The sequence below is a fragment of the Vibrio hangzhouensis genome, assembly GCF_900107935.1.
In the GTDB taxonomy this organism is placed as follows: domain Bacteria; phylum Pseudomonadota; class Gammaproteobacteria; order Enterobacterales; family Vibrionaceae; genus Vibrio; species Vibrio hangzhouensis.
Map to the genome: position 1 here is coordinate 111,448 of NZ_FNVG01000008.1, position 19,028 is coordinate 130,475.

16 protein-coding genes are annotated in these 19,028 nt (G+C 48.0%); 4 read left to right on the forward strand and 12 right to left on the reverse strand.

The window, feature by feature from the left end:
* Positions 1–260: 260 nt before the first annotated feature.
* Complete coding sequence (locus C4S60_RS10155; protein ID WP_103880235.1) at positions 261–2,378, reverse strand: alpha-galactosidase; 2,118 nt, start codon at positions 2,376–2,378, stop codon at positions 261–263.
* 450 nt (positions 2,379–2,828) lie between these two features.
* Here C4S60_RS10155 and C4S60_RS10160 point away from each other — a divergent pair, with 450 nt between their 5' ends.
* Together C4S60_RS10160 and C4S60_RS10165 are read left to right on the forward strand one after the other, a co-directional pair.
* A complete protein-coding gene (locus C4S60_RS10160) occupies positions 2,829–3,827 on the forward strand; it encodes a substrate-binding domain-containing protein (RefSeq protein ID WP_103880236.1) in 999 nt (332 codons plus the stop codon).
* Positions 3,828–4,103: 276 nt separating this feature from the next.
* On the forward strand, positions 4,104–4,343 hold the full coding sequence (locus C4S60_RS10165; protein WP_103880237.1) for an RNA recognition motif domain-containing protein: 240 nt from the start codon (positions 4,104–4,106) through the stop codon (positions 4,341–4,343).
* A 99-nt stretch (positions 4,344–4,442) separates the two neighbouring features.
* Here the strand turns inward: C4S60_RS10165 and C4S60_RS10170 are convergent, their stop codons facing one another.
* From C4S60_RS10170 to C4S60_RS10195, 6 genes are all read right to left on the reverse strand, one after another.
* Positions 4,443–4,682, reverse strand: a complete 240-nt coding sequence (locus C4S60_RS10170; protein ID WP_103880238.1) for an acyl carrier protein — start codon at positions 4,680–4,682, stop codon at positions 4,443–4,445.
* Positions 4,652–5,878, reverse strand: coding sequence for a dihydrolipoamide acetyltransferase family protein (locus tag C4S60_RS10175; RefSeq protein ID WP_103880239.1), 1,227 nt, complete (start codon positions 5,876–5,878; stop codon positions 4,652–4,654). The genes C4S60_RS10170 and C4S60_RS10175 overlap by 31 nt, the downstream gene beginning before the upstream one ends.
* Before the next feature lie 10 nt (positions 5,879–5,888).
* The gene (locus tag C4S60_RS23770) at positions 5,889–6,884 is read right to left on the reverse strand and encodes an alpha-ketoacid dehydrogenase subunit beta (RefSeq protein WP_103880240.1); all 996 of its coding nucleotides are present in this window, start codon (positions 6,882–6,884) and stop codon (positions 5,889–5,891) included.
* Positions 6,877–7,869, reverse strand: coding sequence for a pyruvate dehydrogenase (acetyl-transferring) E1 component subunit alpha (pdhA, locus tag C4S60_RS23775; protein WP_103880241.1), 993 nt, complete (start codon positions 7,867–7,869; stop codon positions 6,877–6,879). The genes C4S60_RS23770 and pdhA overlap by 8 nt, the downstream gene beginning before the upstream one ends.
* A 40-nt stretch (positions 7,870–7,909) precedes the next feature.
* A complete protein-coding gene (acsA, locus tag C4S60_RS10190) occupies positions 7,910–9,661 on the reverse strand; it encodes an acetate--CoA ligase (protein WP_103880242.1) in 1,752 nt (583 codons plus the stop codon).
* 135 nt (positions 9,662–9,796) lie between these two features.
* Positions 9,797–11,464: a PKD domain-containing protein gene (locus C4S60_RS10195; RefSeq protein WP_103880243.1), complete on the reverse strand. Its 1,668-nt coding sequence runs from the start codon at positions 11,462–11,464 to the stop codon at positions 9,797–9,799.
* A gap of 153 nt (positions 11,465–11,617) precedes the next feature.
* On the opposite strand from C4S60_RS10195, the gene C4S60_RS10200 reads away from it, so the two are divergent.
* Positions 11,618–12,646, forward strand: a complete 1,029-nt coding sequence (locus C4S60_RS10200; protein WP_103880244.1) for a helix-turn-helix transcriptional regulator — start codon at positions 11,618–11,620, stop codon at positions 12,644–12,646.
* Here C4S60_RS10200 and C4S60_RS10205 read toward each other — a convergent pair.
* The 5 genes from C4S60_RS10205 to C4S60_RS10225 form a co-directional block, all read right to left on the reverse strand.
* On the reverse strand, positions 12,638–13,561 hold the full coding sequence (locus C4S60_RS10205) for an alpha/beta fold hydrolase (RefSeq protein WP_103880245.1): 924 nt from the start codon (positions 13,559–13,561) through the stop codon (positions 12,638–12,640). The genes C4S60_RS10200 and C4S60_RS10205 overlap by 9 nt on opposite strands.
* Positions 13,562–13,853: 292 nt before the next feature.
* Positions 13,854–14,705 (reverse strand): ABC transporter permease, encoded by an 852-nt coding sequence (locus C4S60_RS10210; protein WP_103880246.1) that lies wholly within the window; start codon positions 14,703–14,705, stop codon positions 13,854–13,856.
* 4 nt (positions 14,706–14,709) lie between these two features.
* Positions 14,710–15,954, reverse strand: coding sequence for an ABC transporter permease (locus C4S60_RS10215; RefSeq protein WP_103880247.1), 1,245 nt, complete (start codon positions 15,952–15,954; stop codon positions 14,710–14,712).
* An 84-nt stretch (positions 15,955–16,038) separates the two neighbouring features.
* Positions 16,039–17,085, reverse strand: coding sequence for an ABC transporter substrate-binding protein (locus C4S60_RS10220; RefSeq protein WP_244183078.1), 1,047 nt, complete (start codon positions 17,083–17,085; stop codon positions 16,039–16,041).
* Positions 17,086–17,116: 31 nt separating this feature from the next.
* A complete protein-coding gene (locus C4S60_RS10225) occupies positions 17,117–18,214 on the reverse strand; it encodes an ABC transporter ATP-binding protein (RefSeq protein ID WP_244183079.1) in 1,098 nt (365 codons plus the stop codon).
* A 536-nt stretch (positions 18,215–18,750) separates the two neighbouring features.
* Here C4S60_RS10225 and C4S60_RS10230 point away from each other — a divergent pair.
* Positions 18,751–19,026 (forward strand): hypothetical protein, encoded by a 276-nt coding sequence (locus tag C4S60_RS10230; RefSeq protein WP_103880250.1) that lies wholly within the window; start codon positions 18,751–18,753, stop codon positions 19,024–19,026.
* Positions 19,027–19,028 lie beyond the last annotated feature (2 nt).

Sequence of the window (19,028 nt, forward strand, 5' to 3'; positions counted from 1 at the left end):
GGTAATGCTACAGCTGTCACTCTCTGCTTTCTGTGATCGGCGACCATAATTGGAAACGTTTACACCACCAGATATCAAAATGAGATCTCAGACATAGAAAACCAACTAAATGTGATAAACATGTGATCTAAAACGGTCTATTTGTTGAATTATCCCCACAAAAGTCTGGAAACGATTTCAGTCAAGCTAATAAAAAAGGCTGCAAATCATTCAATTTGCAGCCCATAACATTCAACGGTTCATTTTCGTCGTCAGTCTTCTCATGTCACACGTTCAAATTTAATCAACACAGCGCTTTCCGCATCAAGAATTGGCATTGAAAGCCCAACTTGTTCACACCACTCCCCTGTTATTTCACAACCACACTCCATCCAGAGAGGCTGGTAATTAACAATGTCGTCAAACAGATTTGGCTTATCCAGCACCATCACACGATAACATGCCTTGGGATCTAATCCCGGTACCCTGAGATAACCGCTAAGCGAGTTCGTGGGCATCGCAAGCTGAGCTATCTGTACTACGGCCTGACTCTGGTCTCTGGCAATCACCGCCGTAATTTGATGGGCATCGTCATCGGTCTCCAGGCGCCAGCTTTTGCCACTATGGAGGAGAGGTCGGAGCGCTTTATGCAGTTCAATATATCGCTCAAATCCCTGTTTTTCCTCCTGTGTTTCTTTCACCGGATCCAGCTCGATACCCATATGACCAAACAAGGCCGTCAGACCCCGAAACTCAATTCCATGACGGCGCCTGGTACTGTGGCAATGACTAGCGCCTATATGACTACCCATCACTTCAGGTGGGAAGAAATAGCTCATTCCACGCTGAATCGACTGACGCTCTAACGCATCATTATTATCTGAGGCCCAGAAACGATGGGTGCGCTTTAACACTTCAAAATCAATCCGACCGCCGCCCGCAGCACACGACTCAATTTCTACTTGCGGATGCTTCTGCCTCACCTTATCCACGAGCTGGTAATAACGCACAACCTGCGCATGACCAGCCGCGCGTCCCAGGTGGCCCGGTTGAACCACTTCCCGATTCATATCCCATTTTATGTAGGCAATATTATACTTACTCAAAAAATGGTCCAGGCGCTCAAACAAATAATCAAACGCTTGCTGATTTTGCAGGTCAATCACGTACTGATTTCGGCCCGTGGGCTGCTGATAGCCATCAACAGCGAGCAACCACTCCGGATGTCGACGATATAGGTCTGAATCTTTGTTGATCATTTCTGGTTCAAACCACAGCCCAAACTCCATCCCCAACGCGTTGACGTGGTCAACTATAGGTTCTAAACCCTGAGGATATTTGCGTTCATCCAGATACCAGTCCCCCAGTGCTGCTCTATCCCCGTCGCGACCTTTGAACCAGCCATCATCAATAATAAAGCGCTCTACACCCATTTCAGCCGCTTGCGTGGCCATTGACTTAATATAATCAGGATCATGGTCAAAATAGATCCCTTCCCAGGTGTTGAGGTGGATTGGCCGTGGTTTGGCAGTAAATTCTTGTGGCAAGATATGATGGCGTACATGGTCATGAAATTGCTGACTCATTCCATTCAGACCATCATGGCTGTAACTGGCATACAACCAAGGCGTTGTAATGCTTTCTCCCTCGGCCAATGAAATCTCACCCGGTAGATAAATTACCTCCGCTTGAGCGTAGCGACGACCATCCGCTTTAACGTCGATTCGCATGCGGTGGTTGCCGCTCCAGGCAAAATGAAAACCCCATACTTCGCCCGACATTTCGCCAAAGTGAGGCGTGCCGGCAATCATTGCCGGGTAATGTTCGTGAGAAGTCCGGCCCCGTCGGTTTTCCTGTTGAAAACCTCCCTGTAACAGGGGCTGACGAACCGTCTGAAACTCATGCACCCAGCGTCCATAAAACGTCATTAGCTCTTTGGCCCGCTCCGGTAGCATTAGCGTATTGGCCAGACGGTTAACCTGATACACGCCAGCTTTGTTATTCTTAAGACAATGACGAACCTTAACCACATCATAGCGATCTAGCTCAAGTTCAGTGACCAGCTCCAGTCCAGCTTGTGCGTCCACACTCACCATGGTCAGAGCATTCTCCTGGCGCACGACCTTATTAATAGAGAATACCGGCGCCCAATCCAGGCCGTCTCTGTGCCCTTCCACCGCAGGGCTACTGAATAAACCACGACCGAGCTCAGGGCTCAGTGACATTGGGATATCATCATCCAGGCGACCATAAGGCACAGGACGTTTGACGGCTATCCGTGAACTGGCATTACATGTCTCAACCTTCTTCCCCCAGTGCAGGATTTCTGCTAACTCCCCGACTTCAAGGATCAACTGCGTACCATCGCCGTTTAGCTCAATCAGTGTTTTGTCTGTCATTTGGTTCAACCTAAAAAACTGTTAATTAAATATAGCCAAGTAACGTCAAGGTGCAGGTTCAGTGAAAATGGTCTGGTTTATGGCACTTGTCGTGGAGGTTTTTCTTTAAACCTCTTTCGTCTAGTGCTCCGGCCCCTGCATTCTTGAGGTCATTTTGGTATATATAATAGCTGCTAAATCAATTAATTCTGTGAACCACTGCATATTAGTGGAAACGTTTACAATTATTCAATTTGCTCAACCATACTCTTTACCCCGATGCATAAAGAATTGTATTGCTTGCTGAATATCACAAGTTCTTAACCGGCCACATTCCGCGCAAATATTGACCAACGACTGGAAACGATTACCCAAATCCTCAGAATTGAGGGGCGACGCACACTAATAGCGTTTGTCATATCATCTTAAGCGTTGTTTAATAAATTGAATTCATAAGAATTAGAGTACCCCATGGCAACCATTAAAGAAGTCGCTAAAGAAGCTGGTGTTTCAATCGCGACCACATCACGTGTCATCAACAATGCACCGCATACCAGCGAAGCGGCCATCATTGCCGTCAAACAGGCAATGAAAAAGCTGGGCTACCGGCCCAATGCTAACGCACGCGCTCTGGTCAGTAAGTCTTCGAATACCATTGGTATTCTCGTACATGATGTGTCTGCCCCCTTTTTTGGCGCGATGGTCAAAGCGATTGACTCAGTGGCTTGTGAACAGGGTAAACAGATTTTGATTGGCAGTGGCTATCATGATCCCGTTAAAGAACGTAATGCCATCAACCTGCTGATGAGTAGTCGTTGTGAGTCTTTAGTAATACACAGCAAAGGTCTGTCAGATCAAGAGTTAACCGAGCTGGCACAGGAAATCCCTGGCATGATGGTGATTAACCGCTCCGTACCCGCCATCGCCGACCGCTGTATCGCGCTCGACAACTTTAAAGGTGCCTATCTCGCCACTGAGTTTCTCATCAAAAATGGCCATCGAAAAATCGGCTATATCGCATCCAACCACGATATCGATGATGCCTATGACCGAAAAGCTGGCTACCTGGCAGCGCTCATAGATCATGACATAGAAGCGCACGAAGAGTTGATTGAGTCCGGAGAACCAGATGAAATTGGTGGGGAGCAGGCTATGGTCAATCTACTGGCCAAGAATCTGTCACTCACCGCTGTTGCCACTTACAATGATGATATGGCGGCAGGCTGTCTTGCCTTGATTCAGGAAAATGGGATCCGCATCCCTGAAGATATGTCTGTGATTGGCTTTGACGATGGTTTGATTGCCCGCTTTATCTATCCGAGACTGACTACCATACGTTACCCAATTCAGGTTATGGCTAAGCAAGCGGTATTGGAGGCATTGGATCGCGCCGCAGGTAAAGAGGTCGTCAGAGAGCAAAACCTGTTTGCCCCTATACTAGTAAAACGCTCGTCAGTAGGCCGGATCTGACCGACGCTATTGCTTGTAGAGCAAATTTTGATGGAGCTTCAATCTCATTCATCATGAGGATTGGGCTCTCAGCAATCTGTATACGGCGTGATCAACAATTCGCCCATTGAGATTTTCGCGGTATAATCGCGCCCGCTGAATCAAGACCAAACCTTACTTGACGCTCTGATTCCTGCATCTTAAGACCCTTAAGGTATTTTAGCGTCAACTATCACTTGGTTTACTCGCCATAACCTGAGACAATTCTCTGGTTATTCCCATACCTGATGGTTCAAAATGAAAATCTTAGTTCGTAATCTTTCTCGTGACACTATTGAACACGATGTCCGTAAACTGTTTCTGGATTATGGTCGTGTGACTGAATGCACCCTCGTTCTGGACAAAGAAACGGGCACTTCAAAAGGCTTTGCATTTGTCACTATGCCGAATGTCGAAGAAGCCAAAGTAGCAATCAAAGAGCTCAACCTGACGATGTTCGCTGGTAACAAAATCCGAGTGAAGTTTGCCGGTCACTAATCCTTGTGTTTGGCCAGTAATACACTGGCCACAATGTCACCCTAATCGCAATGTCACCTCTAATAACGCTAATTCTGACCGCTTAAACATTAGCGCAAGCTAACGAGCAAGCAGATATTCCACCATATGATCGATGGTTAATACCTTCGGGTAATCCACCTCGGGGATATTGATTCCTGTTTGCTTACTCACTGCCGTGACCAAATTGAGAAAGTCCATTGAGTCCAGATCGAAGGCATCGCGCATATCTTCATCCTGTTCCAGAGGCTCACCCTCCAATTCAGGGGCTATGTTGGTTAACTGGCTAATTACGAGTTGATTGAGTTGCTCTCTGTCCATAACGGCTCCGGTTTTTGAATGAGTTTATTAAGCTGATATAAGAACTTCGCGCCAATATGGCCATCACTGACGCGATGGTCAGCTGACAAACCTGCAATAATAACGTCACGCACTTTCAGTTCACCATCCACCACCAGGGCTTGCTGATGAGGGCTGCCTAAAGCGATGATAGCCACCTGAGGCGGTAAGATGACCGCAGACATCTGTTCAGCTCCCCGCTCACCAACACTGCTGACACAACATGTACCACCGGTTAATTGCGACATTGGCAATCGCCCTCTTCTAGCCTCCGCCACTTGATGGGTAATGATGTTCATTATGGTGGATGCGTCGTGTTGCTCTGCATCTCTGATCACAGGCATGATTAAACCACTACCTCGTACATTAACCGCGTGTGCCAGATGCACTACCGAAGAAGGTTGAAAACTGCCTTCCACATAAAGCCCATTGAGTTGAGGCTGCTTGGCGAGAAGTCTGGCAATAGCGACCAGCATAGGCGCCGCCAACAGTACCCGGTCTTCGGCAGGTTTGTCTTGATTAAATTCACTGACAAAGTGCTGAAGTGCCGTAATATCCAGACGATGTGACAGGTAATAGTGCGGTATGGTTTGCTTCGAAAGTGACACTGTATCGCTGATGGCTTCACGCATCATCTGCTTTGAACGGTCTTCGGTTTTCACGGTCTTTTCTTCCGCTTTTTCCGGTTCGCTAACCAGATCTTTAAGCGTGACCGGTGCGCCCTGCTTCTTTACGAACTCAGACAAGTTTAGATTTCGGATTTTTGCCTGATAGCGCGCCGCGGGCGAGGCCAGCACAAAGGAATCGTCAGCAGATACAGGTTCCGCATTCAGCGACGGTGGCTGAGCACTTCCTTCAACCTCCTTTGCCATAGCCTCATCAAACTCATCTGTGGGTAAAGTCTCTTGCTCATTTTCGCTGGTCTTTGGTCCCGGTCCCCTGAGACGCGCAATGCTGGTGCCAACCCGAATTTCGTCATCTACTTTCGCCAGCAGCTTATCAATGACAGTATCTTCAAACACGTCCAGTTCGATAGCGCCTTTGTTGGTTTCAATGACCGCGACCACATCGCCTCGTTTGACCTCATCTCCCTCCTTCACCAACCATTCAATCAAGGTTCCCGTCGCCATATCGGCACCAAAGGCGGGCATCACAAGATCGTGTGTCTGTTTTGTCATCGTTTGCCCCTTATCGATTTGCAGCCTCGTTAGTCCCTAGCATAACCAGCGCGGTCTGGACAATGTCCTCTACCTGAGGAATGCACGCATTTTCCAGGTGTTCAGCGTACGGGAATGGTACTTCCTGACCATTGACTCGTTGGATCGGCGCATCGAGATAATACAGCGCTTGCTCTGCCAGCGTCGCACTGATCTCAGCTGACATACCGACACTCTTCCAGGATTCATCGACAATCATCGCCTTATGGGTCCTTTGCACCGACTCAATGATAGTGTCGCGATCCAGAGGCCGCAAACAGCGAAGATCCACCACTTCGACATTATGACCAACAGCCTGTAACTGGTCTGCTGCTTCCATTGCTTTATAGAGACTGCCGCCCCAGGTAAATATGGACAGATCAGTCCCAGGTCGACGCACCACGGCTTTGTGCATATCGTCGATAGGCGCAGATTCATCTATAGCCTCAATGCGATTGTATAGCATCACATGCTCGAAGATGATCACCGGATCAGGGTCGGCCAAAGCCATTTTCAGCATGTGCCTCGCATCCTGAATAGTGCCAGGATACAACACCTTAAGCCCCGGAACATGGGCGAAAATCCCTTCAAAACTGTGTGAATGCTGGGCTGCGAGTTGTTTTCCTGCCCCACACGCCATTCGAATCACTAAGGGCACACCGATCTGTCCGTTTGACATGTGCCGCAAGGTAGCGGCGTTATTCACGATCTGATCTAAAGCCAGCAGGCTGAAGTTCACCGTCATGATTTCGACAATCGGCCGCATGCCACCAATGGCGGCCCCAATGCCTGCACCAACAAACCCAGACTCAGCCAAAGGTGTGTCGATAATTCGCTCTCTGCCAAACTTCTCAATCAGCCCTTTACTGACGGCGTAACATCCACCGTAATCACCCACATCCTCGCCCATCAGGAACACTCTGGGATCACTTTCCAGCGCTTCAATAATGCCGGCACGAAATGCTTCTCGATAAGAAATATCACCCATGATTTCCCCCTTCAGCATAAACGTGTTTGTGTAAATCACTGACGGGTTCGTCATGACCCAGTAACGCCATATTAATGGCGTTGTCGATTTCCTTGTCGACCCGCTCTTCCATTGCCCTTATATCGTCAGCACTGATCTGATGGTTGCTCTGCAGCCAATGACTTAACTGCACAATTGGTCCTTTTTTCTGCCAGCTTTGGATCTCTTCCTTATCCCGATATTGCTGGGAGTCAAACATGGAGTGTCCCCGGAAACGATAGGTTCGGCACTCCAGAAATTGCGGGCCAGCGCCATTTCGTATCGTCTGACAAGCCAGTTGACTGGCCGCTTCCACATCAACGACGTTCATGCCATCAATTTGCTGTGCTGCAATGCCGTAACTCGCCGCTTTGGCATAGATCTGCTGATTCGATTCTTCCAGCTCCAGTGACGTTCCCATCGCATAGAGATTGTTTTCACAAACGAACAGAATGGGCAATTGCCAGAGTTTTGCCAGATTCATGCTTTCATGAAATTCACCTTCTGCCACGGCCCCCTCACCGAAAAAACAACAAGTGACATTATTGCGCTTGAGTTTTTTATCGGCCATCGCTAGTCCAACAGCCAGTGGCAGTGCACCCGCCACGATGGCATTGCCTCCGTAAAAACGTTTCTCGGAATCAAACAGATGCATTGATCCGCCTCGTCCGCCACTGCAGCCCTCTTTCTTAGCAAACATCTCTGCAAACAGCGACTGCATTGAAATGCCGCGAGCCAGTGCATGGCCGTGCTCACGATAGGTCGCTAAAATGGCGTCTTCATCGGTCAGTGCCTGCATCACCCCGACAGAAATTGCTTCTTCACCGTTATAAAGATGGAGAAATCCACGAATTTTCTGCTCGTTATAAAGGCCTACGCACGCCTCTTCGAAGCGCCGGATACGAATCATTTCAGTGAGCAAGTAATGCAGGTGTTCACGGGTAATATGGGTTTTATGGTTTGCCACGTGTCTCTCCTTCCTTGTGTGCTTACATCACGTAATCAACTTATTTTTCGTCGCTTTCCAGCGTTGATGTATCACCCTCAGGCAGCCCGAGTTCTCGCGCTTTGAGTAGCCTTCGCATGATTTTCCCGCTACGGGTTTTCGGCAAGTTTTCCCGAAATGCTATTTCTCTCGGTGCAACTGCAGGTCCGAGACGCTTACGGGCATGACCAAGCAATGTCTTGAGTAAGGTTTCATCGGCCTCATAGCCTGGCTTGGTCACCACAAACGCTTTAACAATTTCTCCCGCGACCGGGTCAGGCAGTCCGACGACCCCCACCTCCGCTACCGCCGGGTTTTCCATCAAAGCGCTTTCCACTTCAAACGGACCAATGAGGTGGCCAGAACTCTTGATTACGTCGTTAGCTCTTCCCACAAACCAGAAGTAACCCTGTTCATCCTGATAAGCCAAATCACCAGTGAGATACCAGTCACCAACAAAACAGCTCTGATACTTTTCTTCCTGATTCAAATAACCTCTGAACATGGAGGCCCAGCCTTTCTTAATGGCGAGCTCACCTACTTCGCCGACGGTGGTGCTGAGTGTTTTGTCCCCTTCTGGCCCGATAAACACTGCCGCTTCAATACCGGGCAGCGGTTTTCCCATAGAGCCAGGACGTACGGCATTGGTCGCCAGATTCGCTATCAAAATCCCACCGGTTTCACTCTGCCACCAGTTATCGTGTATCGCTTGGCCGAAACACTTCTGTCCCCAGAGTACTGCCTCTGGGTTAAGTGGTTCACCCACACTGGCAATAAACCTTAATGCCGTTAAGTCGTAGCCCTGCGCCTGCTCTTCTCCCACCTTCATCAACATACGAATTGCAGTCGGCGCGGTGTACCAGATGTTGACCTGCTGCTCACTCAGGATCTGATACCATCGCTGCGCGTCAAACTCTGCTTGATCGATGATCAATGTAAGGCGATTGCACAATGGGGCTATGATTCCGTATGAAGTCCCTGTCACCCAACCCGGATCGGCGGTACACCAATAGATGTCTCCGGCCTGCATATCGAGAGCATACGCACCCGATAACTGATGCCAGAGCACCGCGTTGTGAACGTGCATCGCGCCTTTAGGTTTACCAGTCGTGCCGGAAGTAAAGTGAAGCAACGCCAACTGCTCAGGTTCGGTGGGTTCAATGGTGAAGTTTGGATCGCTTTGTGCTAGCAGGGCATCAAGATCCAAGCAGCCTTCCGGAAGCTCGTGCTTAACATCGTACAGCAGCACCCACTTCAGGCAGGTCAGTTCGTCTCGCCACGGCTGAACTTTCTTGCGATACAGGGCTTCGCTGGTTACCAGCACTTTTCCCTGTCCGATCTCCATTCGGGAGTGAATGGGTTCTGGCCCGAAAGCGGAAAACAGCGGTGAGAAAACCGCGCCAAATTTCACGGTGCCGAGCATAGCGTAATACAGATTAGGGACACGCTGACACAAGGCGAATACCGTATCTTGTCTTTCAATCCCCAGTTCAAGAAGCAGGTTGGCAAATCGGTTGGTGGTTTCCTTCAATTGCCGATAACTGATGTCTACCTGCTGATCATTCTTACCTAACCAGCGGATGGCAATCTGCTCACCAAACCCGGCCTCAACATGGCGGTCTACCGCCTGATAGCCAATATTGATCGACTGCCCATCCCCTACGAGCTGATGTTTGACCGCGCTCCAGTCGAAATGAGAATAGGTCTCTGCGTAATCAACCAGATTGTGTCGGCTGGCCGATTTGGGGTCTTTTTTGATTTCGGGAAAGTCCATGATTTTCTCCATTATCAAATACTGCTCGAAGCATGTATCTATAGGGTAGGAGAAATGCCGAAGTTTGGCTGACTAAAATCATGTTCTATATCAAATAATCATTGACTGATTTGTCAATGCTATTGCTAAAGCCCATTACTCAGTCACACGAACCGTTCGTTGAAAGTAGTCTTGGTAACCGAGTTGATCGGTGACAGAGAGACGCACGGTGTATACACCAGTATCGTCGTATACGTGACTCGGATTGGCAACGGTAGAGCCCGTGCCATCGCCAAAGTCCCATTCCCAGTTCGTCACTGTGCTACTACTGTAACTATTATCGCTGAACTGCCATTGTCGACCACTACTGCTAGAGTCAAAATGGCTCAACACACCTTCGTCAAACAGACGAATTTTCACCGACTTAAATGCGTCCGCTACCTCGTTACTCGAGTAATTCAAATCACTCGCGGCCAGTTGAATACACATCGCTGCTTGCGGCAAAGTCGAGTCAGGTTGCCAACAGGATGTCGCCGCCTTCAGATACACTTTATATGTGGCTTCAATTCCCCATTGCTGAGCAAGCAAATAAAAAGGGTACGTCATGATTCCAATGCGAAGGTAGGGGTTGGAACCGGCTTCCTGATAATCCAGATAGCTCGGAATCGCTGAAGTTTCGGTCTCAATAGCACTGAGCACCCTGACCCATCCGTCTGCCTCAGCGCCATGAATCCACAAGTCCTCAGTCACACCAAATTCGTGCTTGACCATGACACCCGAAATGTCCGAAAAGGATTCATGGAGTGTAATGGCATCATCACTTAACGGACCCGGGAAGATCTTAAGTGCAGATAATCGCGCCAATACGCCATGAGCTACCTCGTGTGCAATGATATCCAAAGTGGCCGTCGAATAATGAGTTCCATAAGCATCACTGAAACTGGCGTACGCGCCGTCCCAGGCGGCCAATACCCCCATCTCGTTACCATAATGAACTCTTAAACGTATCTTTTCATCCAGGGGAGGTTCGCCTAAATACTTTAAGAAGGTGTCATACACAACCGTGCCGTAAAACATGGCATCATTGAGAGTGGAATAGGTCCAAATTCCCCAGTCATCGGATATCGCTTTGTACTCGTTTATCGGTGAAGCAGAGCAGGTAAACTGATAAGGAGGAAACGCATCATCATTCACGCGGTTCGCGTAGGGGGAGTAGACCTTATTTTCCCAGTCCATATCCCGGGTATTGTTCATATCAGTCACCGCAACCAATCCGTTGTCATAGCGACACAGCCCCCCAGACTCCTCAGTCCGATTTGCTAGTATTTGAGGTCTGTCAATACCGTAATACCAAGACTGCTCATAATTCCCGCCAGGCCCTGACACACCAACGTTGCCTGTGAAGTCATGAAACCGAACGGACCTATGAACTACTTCGGGTAGTTTCTCATGGTCTATTTCTATACGAATTTGCGATACACCTTCCGGAATATTCGTACCGTCAGGCACCGTAATCGAATCGGGAAATCGGGCACGCAAGTGAAGAAATTCGGGTTCGATTTTTTGCCCATTCTCTGACTGCCAATAAAGTCTGATATTCAGAGGCTCTTCCATATTCTCTACATTATTTGACTGATATATAGCGTTAATTCGTCCCCCCAGTGCACCAACCGAACTGTCCTCATCTCGAAAGTAAGCTTCGACTAACTCAACTTGAAAAGCGTCACTCACCCTGTCATCCGCAGAATTGTCCCCACCGCATGATGAAACCGCACCAGCTACTGCAATCAATAAAATGGTTGATTTGATTTGTTTTTTGTTCACCGACTTACCCTAATCCTTTTGCGCGTTGTTATTCTTTTAACCGATGTTGTTAAGTTTTACAGCTCCTGTATCATCATGAATAGGTATGCTACCTAGCTTACTAAGGCTCGAATATGTTCATTTGTTGCAACTCATTGTCCCGTGGTACCACTTATGGCCGATACTGACATTTCAAACACGATCTCAACCGCGGCAGCGTGGGACCTCATCCATGCCTACCAACAGCTTCGCGATAAAGGTATCGTATCAGACAACGAGCTGGCAGATATCGAACACTTTTCTCCAGCGACCATTTCGCGTATTCCAGAGAAAACTCTGGTAAAGATCTGGCAACAGTTGGTACGAGCACATCCTTCCCCTGAGATTGGACTTATCATCGGCACAACGATAACCTCCGAGGCAAAAGGCGTGCTTGCAAGTTGGGTGAGTCAGTCTGAAGATTTAAGAGAAGCGCTGAGCATCTTTCGAGAACACATCGCACTCATGAATCCATCCGAAAATTGGAAGGTGGAAGACATTGGGCAAAGTGTTGTCCTAACACTAACCATCGTCTCTAGGGAACGCTATCCGGTAGCCGCTATTGAACGCAGCATGAGTGCGTTAGTATCCTGGGCCCGTATGTTAACCAGCCACCCCATTCCTATTGAGAGGGCAACGTTTTGTCATTCACCACCAGAATATATCGACAAATACTACGAAATATTCGGCCACCATCTTAGTTTTGAGGCACAACAATGTCAGTTGGTCTTTGCGTCTGATTTACTCAACCTCAAAGTCGTGTCCAGCAATCACTATCTGCGCGAAGTCATGGCAAAAACAGCAAGACTGCAACTGGAAGCCATGAGCAGCACTCGCTCGTTGCACTCTCAGGTTGCCGCAATCATTACTAACAGTTTGCATGACGGCCAGCTTCCAAATATCGAAGCCGTCGCGAAACAGCTTCACATCAGCCGTCAGACCTTGTATCGCAAACTCGACAAAGAACAAACGACCTTCCAAATCATTGTCGATGACACCCGTAAGCAGTTGGCGACAGAGCAACTGAGTCAGGCTGTCCCTCCAACCATTACCGAGCTTAGTTACAACCTGGGCTTCAAAGAGACCAGTAGCTTATATAAAGCGTTCAGGCGTTGGTTTGGAATGACGCCCAAAGCCTTTCTCATTCAACGCCACTCAAAGTGACTCCGATGAACTCAGCTTTGAGGTAAACTGTTTAAAATCATTAACAGACTGCTGAGGGATCTCCTCCATGGGTAAGTGTCCGACGTTTTCGTACACCACTAGCTGTGAATGTTCGATGTCTTGGCTGAATCGGGCGGCATTTTCTACCGGGAAATAAAGGTCCTCCCTGCCCCACATGATGAATGTCGGCACGGAGACATCCCTGATTTTATCGGCATCCTGATCTAAAGAGGCTTTGACACGTTGAGTGAAGGCTTGCCTGTTACTGTTGTATGTCATCAGATCATAGTATCGATCGATTAACTCGTCAGTGACTAATTGAGGGTCAAAATAGACTTCTTTCAGGCCCTGCCTGAACATAAACTTAGGCGTGACCCACTCCATCAACTTGTCGACTACGGGCCATTGGGCCATCTCGATACCAGGCGGCCATGTTTCTTGCGGGTAGCCCAATGCGTTAAGTAACGTCAGACTCATGACATCGTCAGGGTGATGCAGACTATATTCCCAAGCGATTCTCCCGCCCAGAGAGCTGCCAACAATGTGCGCCTTGTTAACTCCTAACGCCTCCATAAACATGTTCAGGAACACGACATCATCACTGATCTCATAACGATTAAAGCTCTCATGTCCTGTCAGTCCAAAACCTGGCAGATCCATCCGAACTACCCGGAAGTCCTGCTTTAGACGTTTAGCCCATTGATCCCAGGCATGAAGCGAAGATGACGTACCGTGAAGCAAAATCACCACCTCTCCCACGCCCTCGTCCCGATAATGCACGCTTTTCCTGCCGATTTGAATAAACTGGGAAGCGCTGTTGGTGTACTTCGCCTCAATTTGAGCAGAGGTCTGGTCCGAACCACACCCGGATAGCAATCCAATAACCCCAAATAATGTCCAGCCTATCCCTTTCATGTGTCACTCACCTATAACGTATCGCCCTGCATTGATTTAACATCAGCGTAACAAATAGACAGCGATGCCAGATAGGGCCGCTAGTTGCAAACTGTTGTTCTGAGGACTCAGTGTGAAAGGAAGTACCCTTTAGTGTCCAAAAAAGCGAAGCGGAGACTGAACCGGCAGGGTCAGTCTTACCGCTTACTTTAACCAACATTTACAGTTAGAGACTCCTGATTCAGTTGGTAGACGTGCTTAATATGATCCGATATGTTTACGACACTCATGATCCTTGGTGCATGAGTGTTGTCTACCAACTGTTCATTTTGATGCGTTCTGCCCGGGCGCGCAGATACTCAATAGTAAACAGAAGTAACGCTGATACCACAACCAACAGCGTGGCAACCGCTAAAATGGTTGGGTTAATCTGCTCCCGCAATCCAGAAAACATCTGTCTTGGGATGGTCTTTTGCTCCGGTCCCGCCAAAAACAGCGCCACCACGACTTCATCAAATGAAGTCACAAACGCGAATAACGCCCCGGAAATAACCCCCGGGCGTATAAGAGGCATGATGATGTTGACAAAAGTGTAAACTGGCCGTGCTCCCATGCCTAGCGAGGCTTGAACTAAGGAGTAATCAAAGCCCGCAAGAGCCGCATTGACGGTAATGATCACAAAAGGTGTTCCTAATGCAGCATGGGCGATGACCACCCCCCAGAATGTGCCTGCCAGATTCAGCTGGGTATAAAAGAAAAACATCCCTGCCGCAGTAATAATCAACGGCACAATCATTGGCGAAAGCAATATCGCCATAATGATTCGTTGCATTGGCATCGCCGAATTGCTCAGCCCGATGGCCGCCAGCGTCCCCAATACGGTAGCCAGTATCGTGGCACAAATACCAATAAGGAAGCTGTTCTTTATCGCCAACAGCCAGTTGTCGTCATGCCAGATCTCGGCATACCATTCGAGTGAATAAGCCTCTTTGTCTAGTGCAAGCATACCCGGAGTGAAACTGAAATAGGGCTCCGCATTGAACGACAGAGGGATAATCACCAGAATCGGCATCATCAAAAAAAACAGTGTCAGGTAGGCACTCGCAGACAGAGATAATGAGCCTAACTTTTGTAACGGCGTAAAGTAGCGTGGAAATCTCTTCATACTCTTACCCTAACTTAATGTTATTAACGCCTACCCATCGGTCATACAACCAATAGAGCGCCAGAATTAACACCAACAGCAAGCTGCCCAGCGCCGCCGCCAACTCCCAGTTATTGGACGACTGCATATGGAATGCAATGATATTACTGATCATTTGCCCGTCCGTTCCGCCCACCAGCGCAGGCGTGATGTAGTAACCAATCGAGATGATAAATACCAGCAGAGCACCGGCACTCAACCCGGGTAGCGTCATTGGAAAGTAGATTTTGAAGAATGCCGGCATTGGCTTGGATCCCAGCGACAGAGCCGCTCGAAAATAGCTGGGGTCAATATTTTTCATCACGCTATACAGCGGCAGTACCATGAAGGGCAACAGAATATGCGTCATCGAGATAATGGTAGAGAACTCGGTATAAAGCAGTTCAAGAGGCTCATCAATGATGCCAATAGCCTTCAACGTGCTATTGACCACACCATTGGTTTGCAGCAACGCGATCCACGACGTCGTCCGCACTAGCAAGGATGTCCAGAACGGAAGCAGCACAAATACCAACAGAGTGTTAGCTTTGCTCGGTGAGGCCATGGACAAATAATACGACAGAGGAAAAGCGATAATCGCCGTTAGCAAAGTAATGTACAGAGCTATCTTAAGGCTCTTCCAGTAGAGCTTGATGTAGATCTTGGTGTCTCTGGCTTCAATATCCCCTTGCAGCGACTTTTTGAGATCCAAAGCAGTCAGATAGTAGCGCTCTGTCCATTTATTACCTGACAATTTAATAGCGACCCACACTTCCGGAGAGCGCCATTTTTTATGTTTATCGAGCAGTGCACTGACGTCTGAAGATTGCAGCTCTGTTTTAGGAATCCTTTTGATTTTTCGAGCGGTTGATTTGATTAAACTGGATGAACCGGGAAGTGAACGGTTGATTTCCTCGGCCAATTTACCAGAGCGACGTTCGTTCGCGAGATCGTGCAGCTCCAGCATGAATACCCGAATAATGTCATCTGATGGCATTTCCCCTGCAGACTCATCCCAGGACTGCATCGCATCCAGAGTATTTGGTACCAACTGAGCAACCGTTGGGTGATACACACTGCGGTACAACATCGTAGTAATGGGCGCCAAAAAAGAAATAAGCACGAACAATAACAAAGGCAAGGTAAACAAGAACAACATCCATTGCTTACTGCGATGCTTTTTCTCGCTTTGTTTCATCTCTGTCAGTGTCAGCGTATTTTCATTCGCCATACCATTTCATCCTTGAAAGTATTCCAATAACTGGGCCACACCGTTACTGACAGCATGGCCCAATCTTAGCAACTCGTTATCAACTTATTGAAGTAACCATTCGTTGAACTTTTCGCCCAGCGATTCGCCATAATCCGCCCAAAAATCGCCTGATGCTTTTACCCCTTTATCAAGGTGAGAAGATGGCAGTTTTGGAATGACAGAAGGGTCCACATACTGATACGCCGACTTACGCGTTGGTCCATAGGCCACCTCTGGCATGCCGCTGAGCGGTTTTGACCCCGTCGCAAAACGGATAAACTCTTCAGCCAGTGCTTTCTTCTTGGTGCCCTTTACAATGGCCCACACATCAAGATCGTAGACATGAGAGTCCCACACCATTTCAAATGGCTTTCCTTCACGCTGAATCGCATCAAAGAAACGGCCATTCGCCGACTGAACCATCACTGCACCACCATCATTAAGCAGCTGAGGCGCTTGCGACCAACTGTCGAACCACACAATGTCATCTTTGATGGTATCAAGCTTAGCAAAGGCACGTTTCTGGCCTTCTTCGGTACTGAGCACGTCGTACACATCTTCTTTCGCGACGCCATCAGCCAACAATGCCCACTCCAGGTTTACCTGAGCACGCTTTCTAAAGGCTCGTTTTCCAGGGTATGTTTTGGTATCAAACAGAGCTTGAATCGAGTTTGGCTTAGCACCCTGAATCGTATCGTGGTTATAGGCAAACAGAACGGTCCAAACGATGTTCCCTACCCCACACTCATTGGCAAGGGCTTCTTCACTGAAATCATCTTGTGCTGGTGTGCCATCATCGCCTGGCGGTAACGTATCCATCGGAAAAACTTCCAGCAGCCCTTCAGAACAGGCACGTTCCAGGTCGATTACCTCGACATCAATCACATCCCAAAGTACGTTGCCACTTTCCACCTGAGCTTTAAGTTCGGCGATACCACCAGAGTAGTTCTCCGACAACACCTTATGTCCGGTACTAGCCGTAAACGGGTCGAGCATGTGTTTCTTCTGAGCATCGCCATACGCACCACCAAACGATACCGCGGTAAGCTGATCAGCCATCGCTGCACTGCTCAGTCCAAGCGCGAGTGCAACCGGAAGCCACTTTTTCATGTTTGTCATCATATATCCTTTCTTTCCTTGACTAAGGGTGATCGAGCGCTAACCCATCAGAAATGGACCACGTTAGGCTAGTTGAGTCACCGGCCTTAAAGCTCGGTGCTTGTTGGTCATTGAGGAGCTTCACCATTACATCTCTGCCATCCTGCAGCTTGAAGAAGTAACGGATGAAGTCACCAACGTACAATCGGGTTACAAATGTTGCTGACACTTGGTTGCTGTTCACTTCGTCCTTGTCTCCGATAAAGAAGTTTTCCGGGCGCACCGCTAGCAAGCAGCGCTCCCCCACTTCAGGACAGTTAATGGCGGTCGCCACCACATCCGTGCCATCAGTAAGTTGAATGTGAGCATGATCGCCATCGATGTTTGTCAACGTACCGGGGAGATGGTTGTTTTCCCCAAGAAAATCCGCAACAAAGGCATTGGCAGGACGCTCGTACAGCGTAGAGGGATCGGCACACTGCTGAACCACACCGTCTTCAAACACCGCAATACGATCAGACATGGTGAGCGCCTCTGTTTGATCGTGGGTAACGTATATCGCGGTAAAGCCGAGCTGCTCATGGAGGCGTTTGATCTCGAATTGCATTTGTTCGCGCAGGTTTTTATCCAGAGCACCAAGTGGTTCGTCCATCAGGACAATAGAGGGTTCAAATATTAGAGAACGCGCTAACGCCACCCTTTGTTTCTGCCCACCGGACAACTGTCCAGGATAGCGGTCACCAAAGTGCTCCAGTTCAACTAGCTTTAAAAACTCCTGAACCTTTTGTTTGATTTGTTCTTTTGGCATTTTGCGAACACGAAGAGGATATGCGAGGTTTTCGCCAACCGTCATATGAGGAAACAGCGCATAATGTTGGAAGACCATGCCGATATTGCGATTGTAGGGCGCGACATCCGTGATCAGTTCTCCATTCACCTCAATTCCACCACTGGTCACGTCTTCAAAACCAGCAAGCATCATCAAACAGGTGGTTTTCCCTGACCCTGACGGGCCCAACAGAGTGACAAATTCGCCTTTGGCAATATCCAGACTAAAGTCTTTCACCACAAAGTTGTGTCGGTCATAGCTCTTTTTTACATTCTTAAATTGTACGTAACGGCTGTCCATGTTTGCTGTCATTCCTTTTGCTCTAACCACAATCTCAGATACTGAGCACTACTCAAAAACAGTAGTTTTGATTAACAAATGAGCAACATTAGATCGCCAAATTTGTGATTTATCCTTTATTTTTCAGTGACAAAGCAAGGTATGGAAATGTTGCACATGATGTATAAATGACGATTTTAGTTCGGGAAAGTCAAGTCGGTCCGAATGTAGGCAGACAAAAATGCCAACATACAACAGAAATACAGAGGTAAGCTCTAATTTGATTCATTATCACACAACGCGACATCACCAGAAGTGCGCACTTCTCTAACAAAAGCGATTTATATCAAAGCACTAGAGCTTAAGTAATTCAGTATATCCCAGCATTTTTGATGAACAGAAACCCAGCATAGACAAGCTATACTGGTACCGCACACTGGTGCATCGCGTGATTAAATTCATTAGTACCAATAACGGCATTGTCTCCTTTGCAACATGAGGGTTAACTCAAATCTCTCGTTGCTATGCAGATTTACTATGTATTCGAAGCTAATCAAAGAGGTAGCGATATGATAGTCACGAATGCATTTAGCGGAAAACTTAGTGAAGAATCAAAACAAAATTGGCTAAGTTACTGGAAACACTTTTCTGACAGAGAATATGGATACTGTGCTGAAAGAAACTGCACCAAAGAGCATCATCACGGTGTGTTGGTCACTCAGTCTTCCATCTGTCAACGAGCGTTGTTCGTGGTACCGTTATGCAAAGAACATAGCAACAGTTTTATCAGCCAACTAGAAATTGATGATGGCGCGAGTATCGTTCCAACAGAGCTAAGTTTATAGCT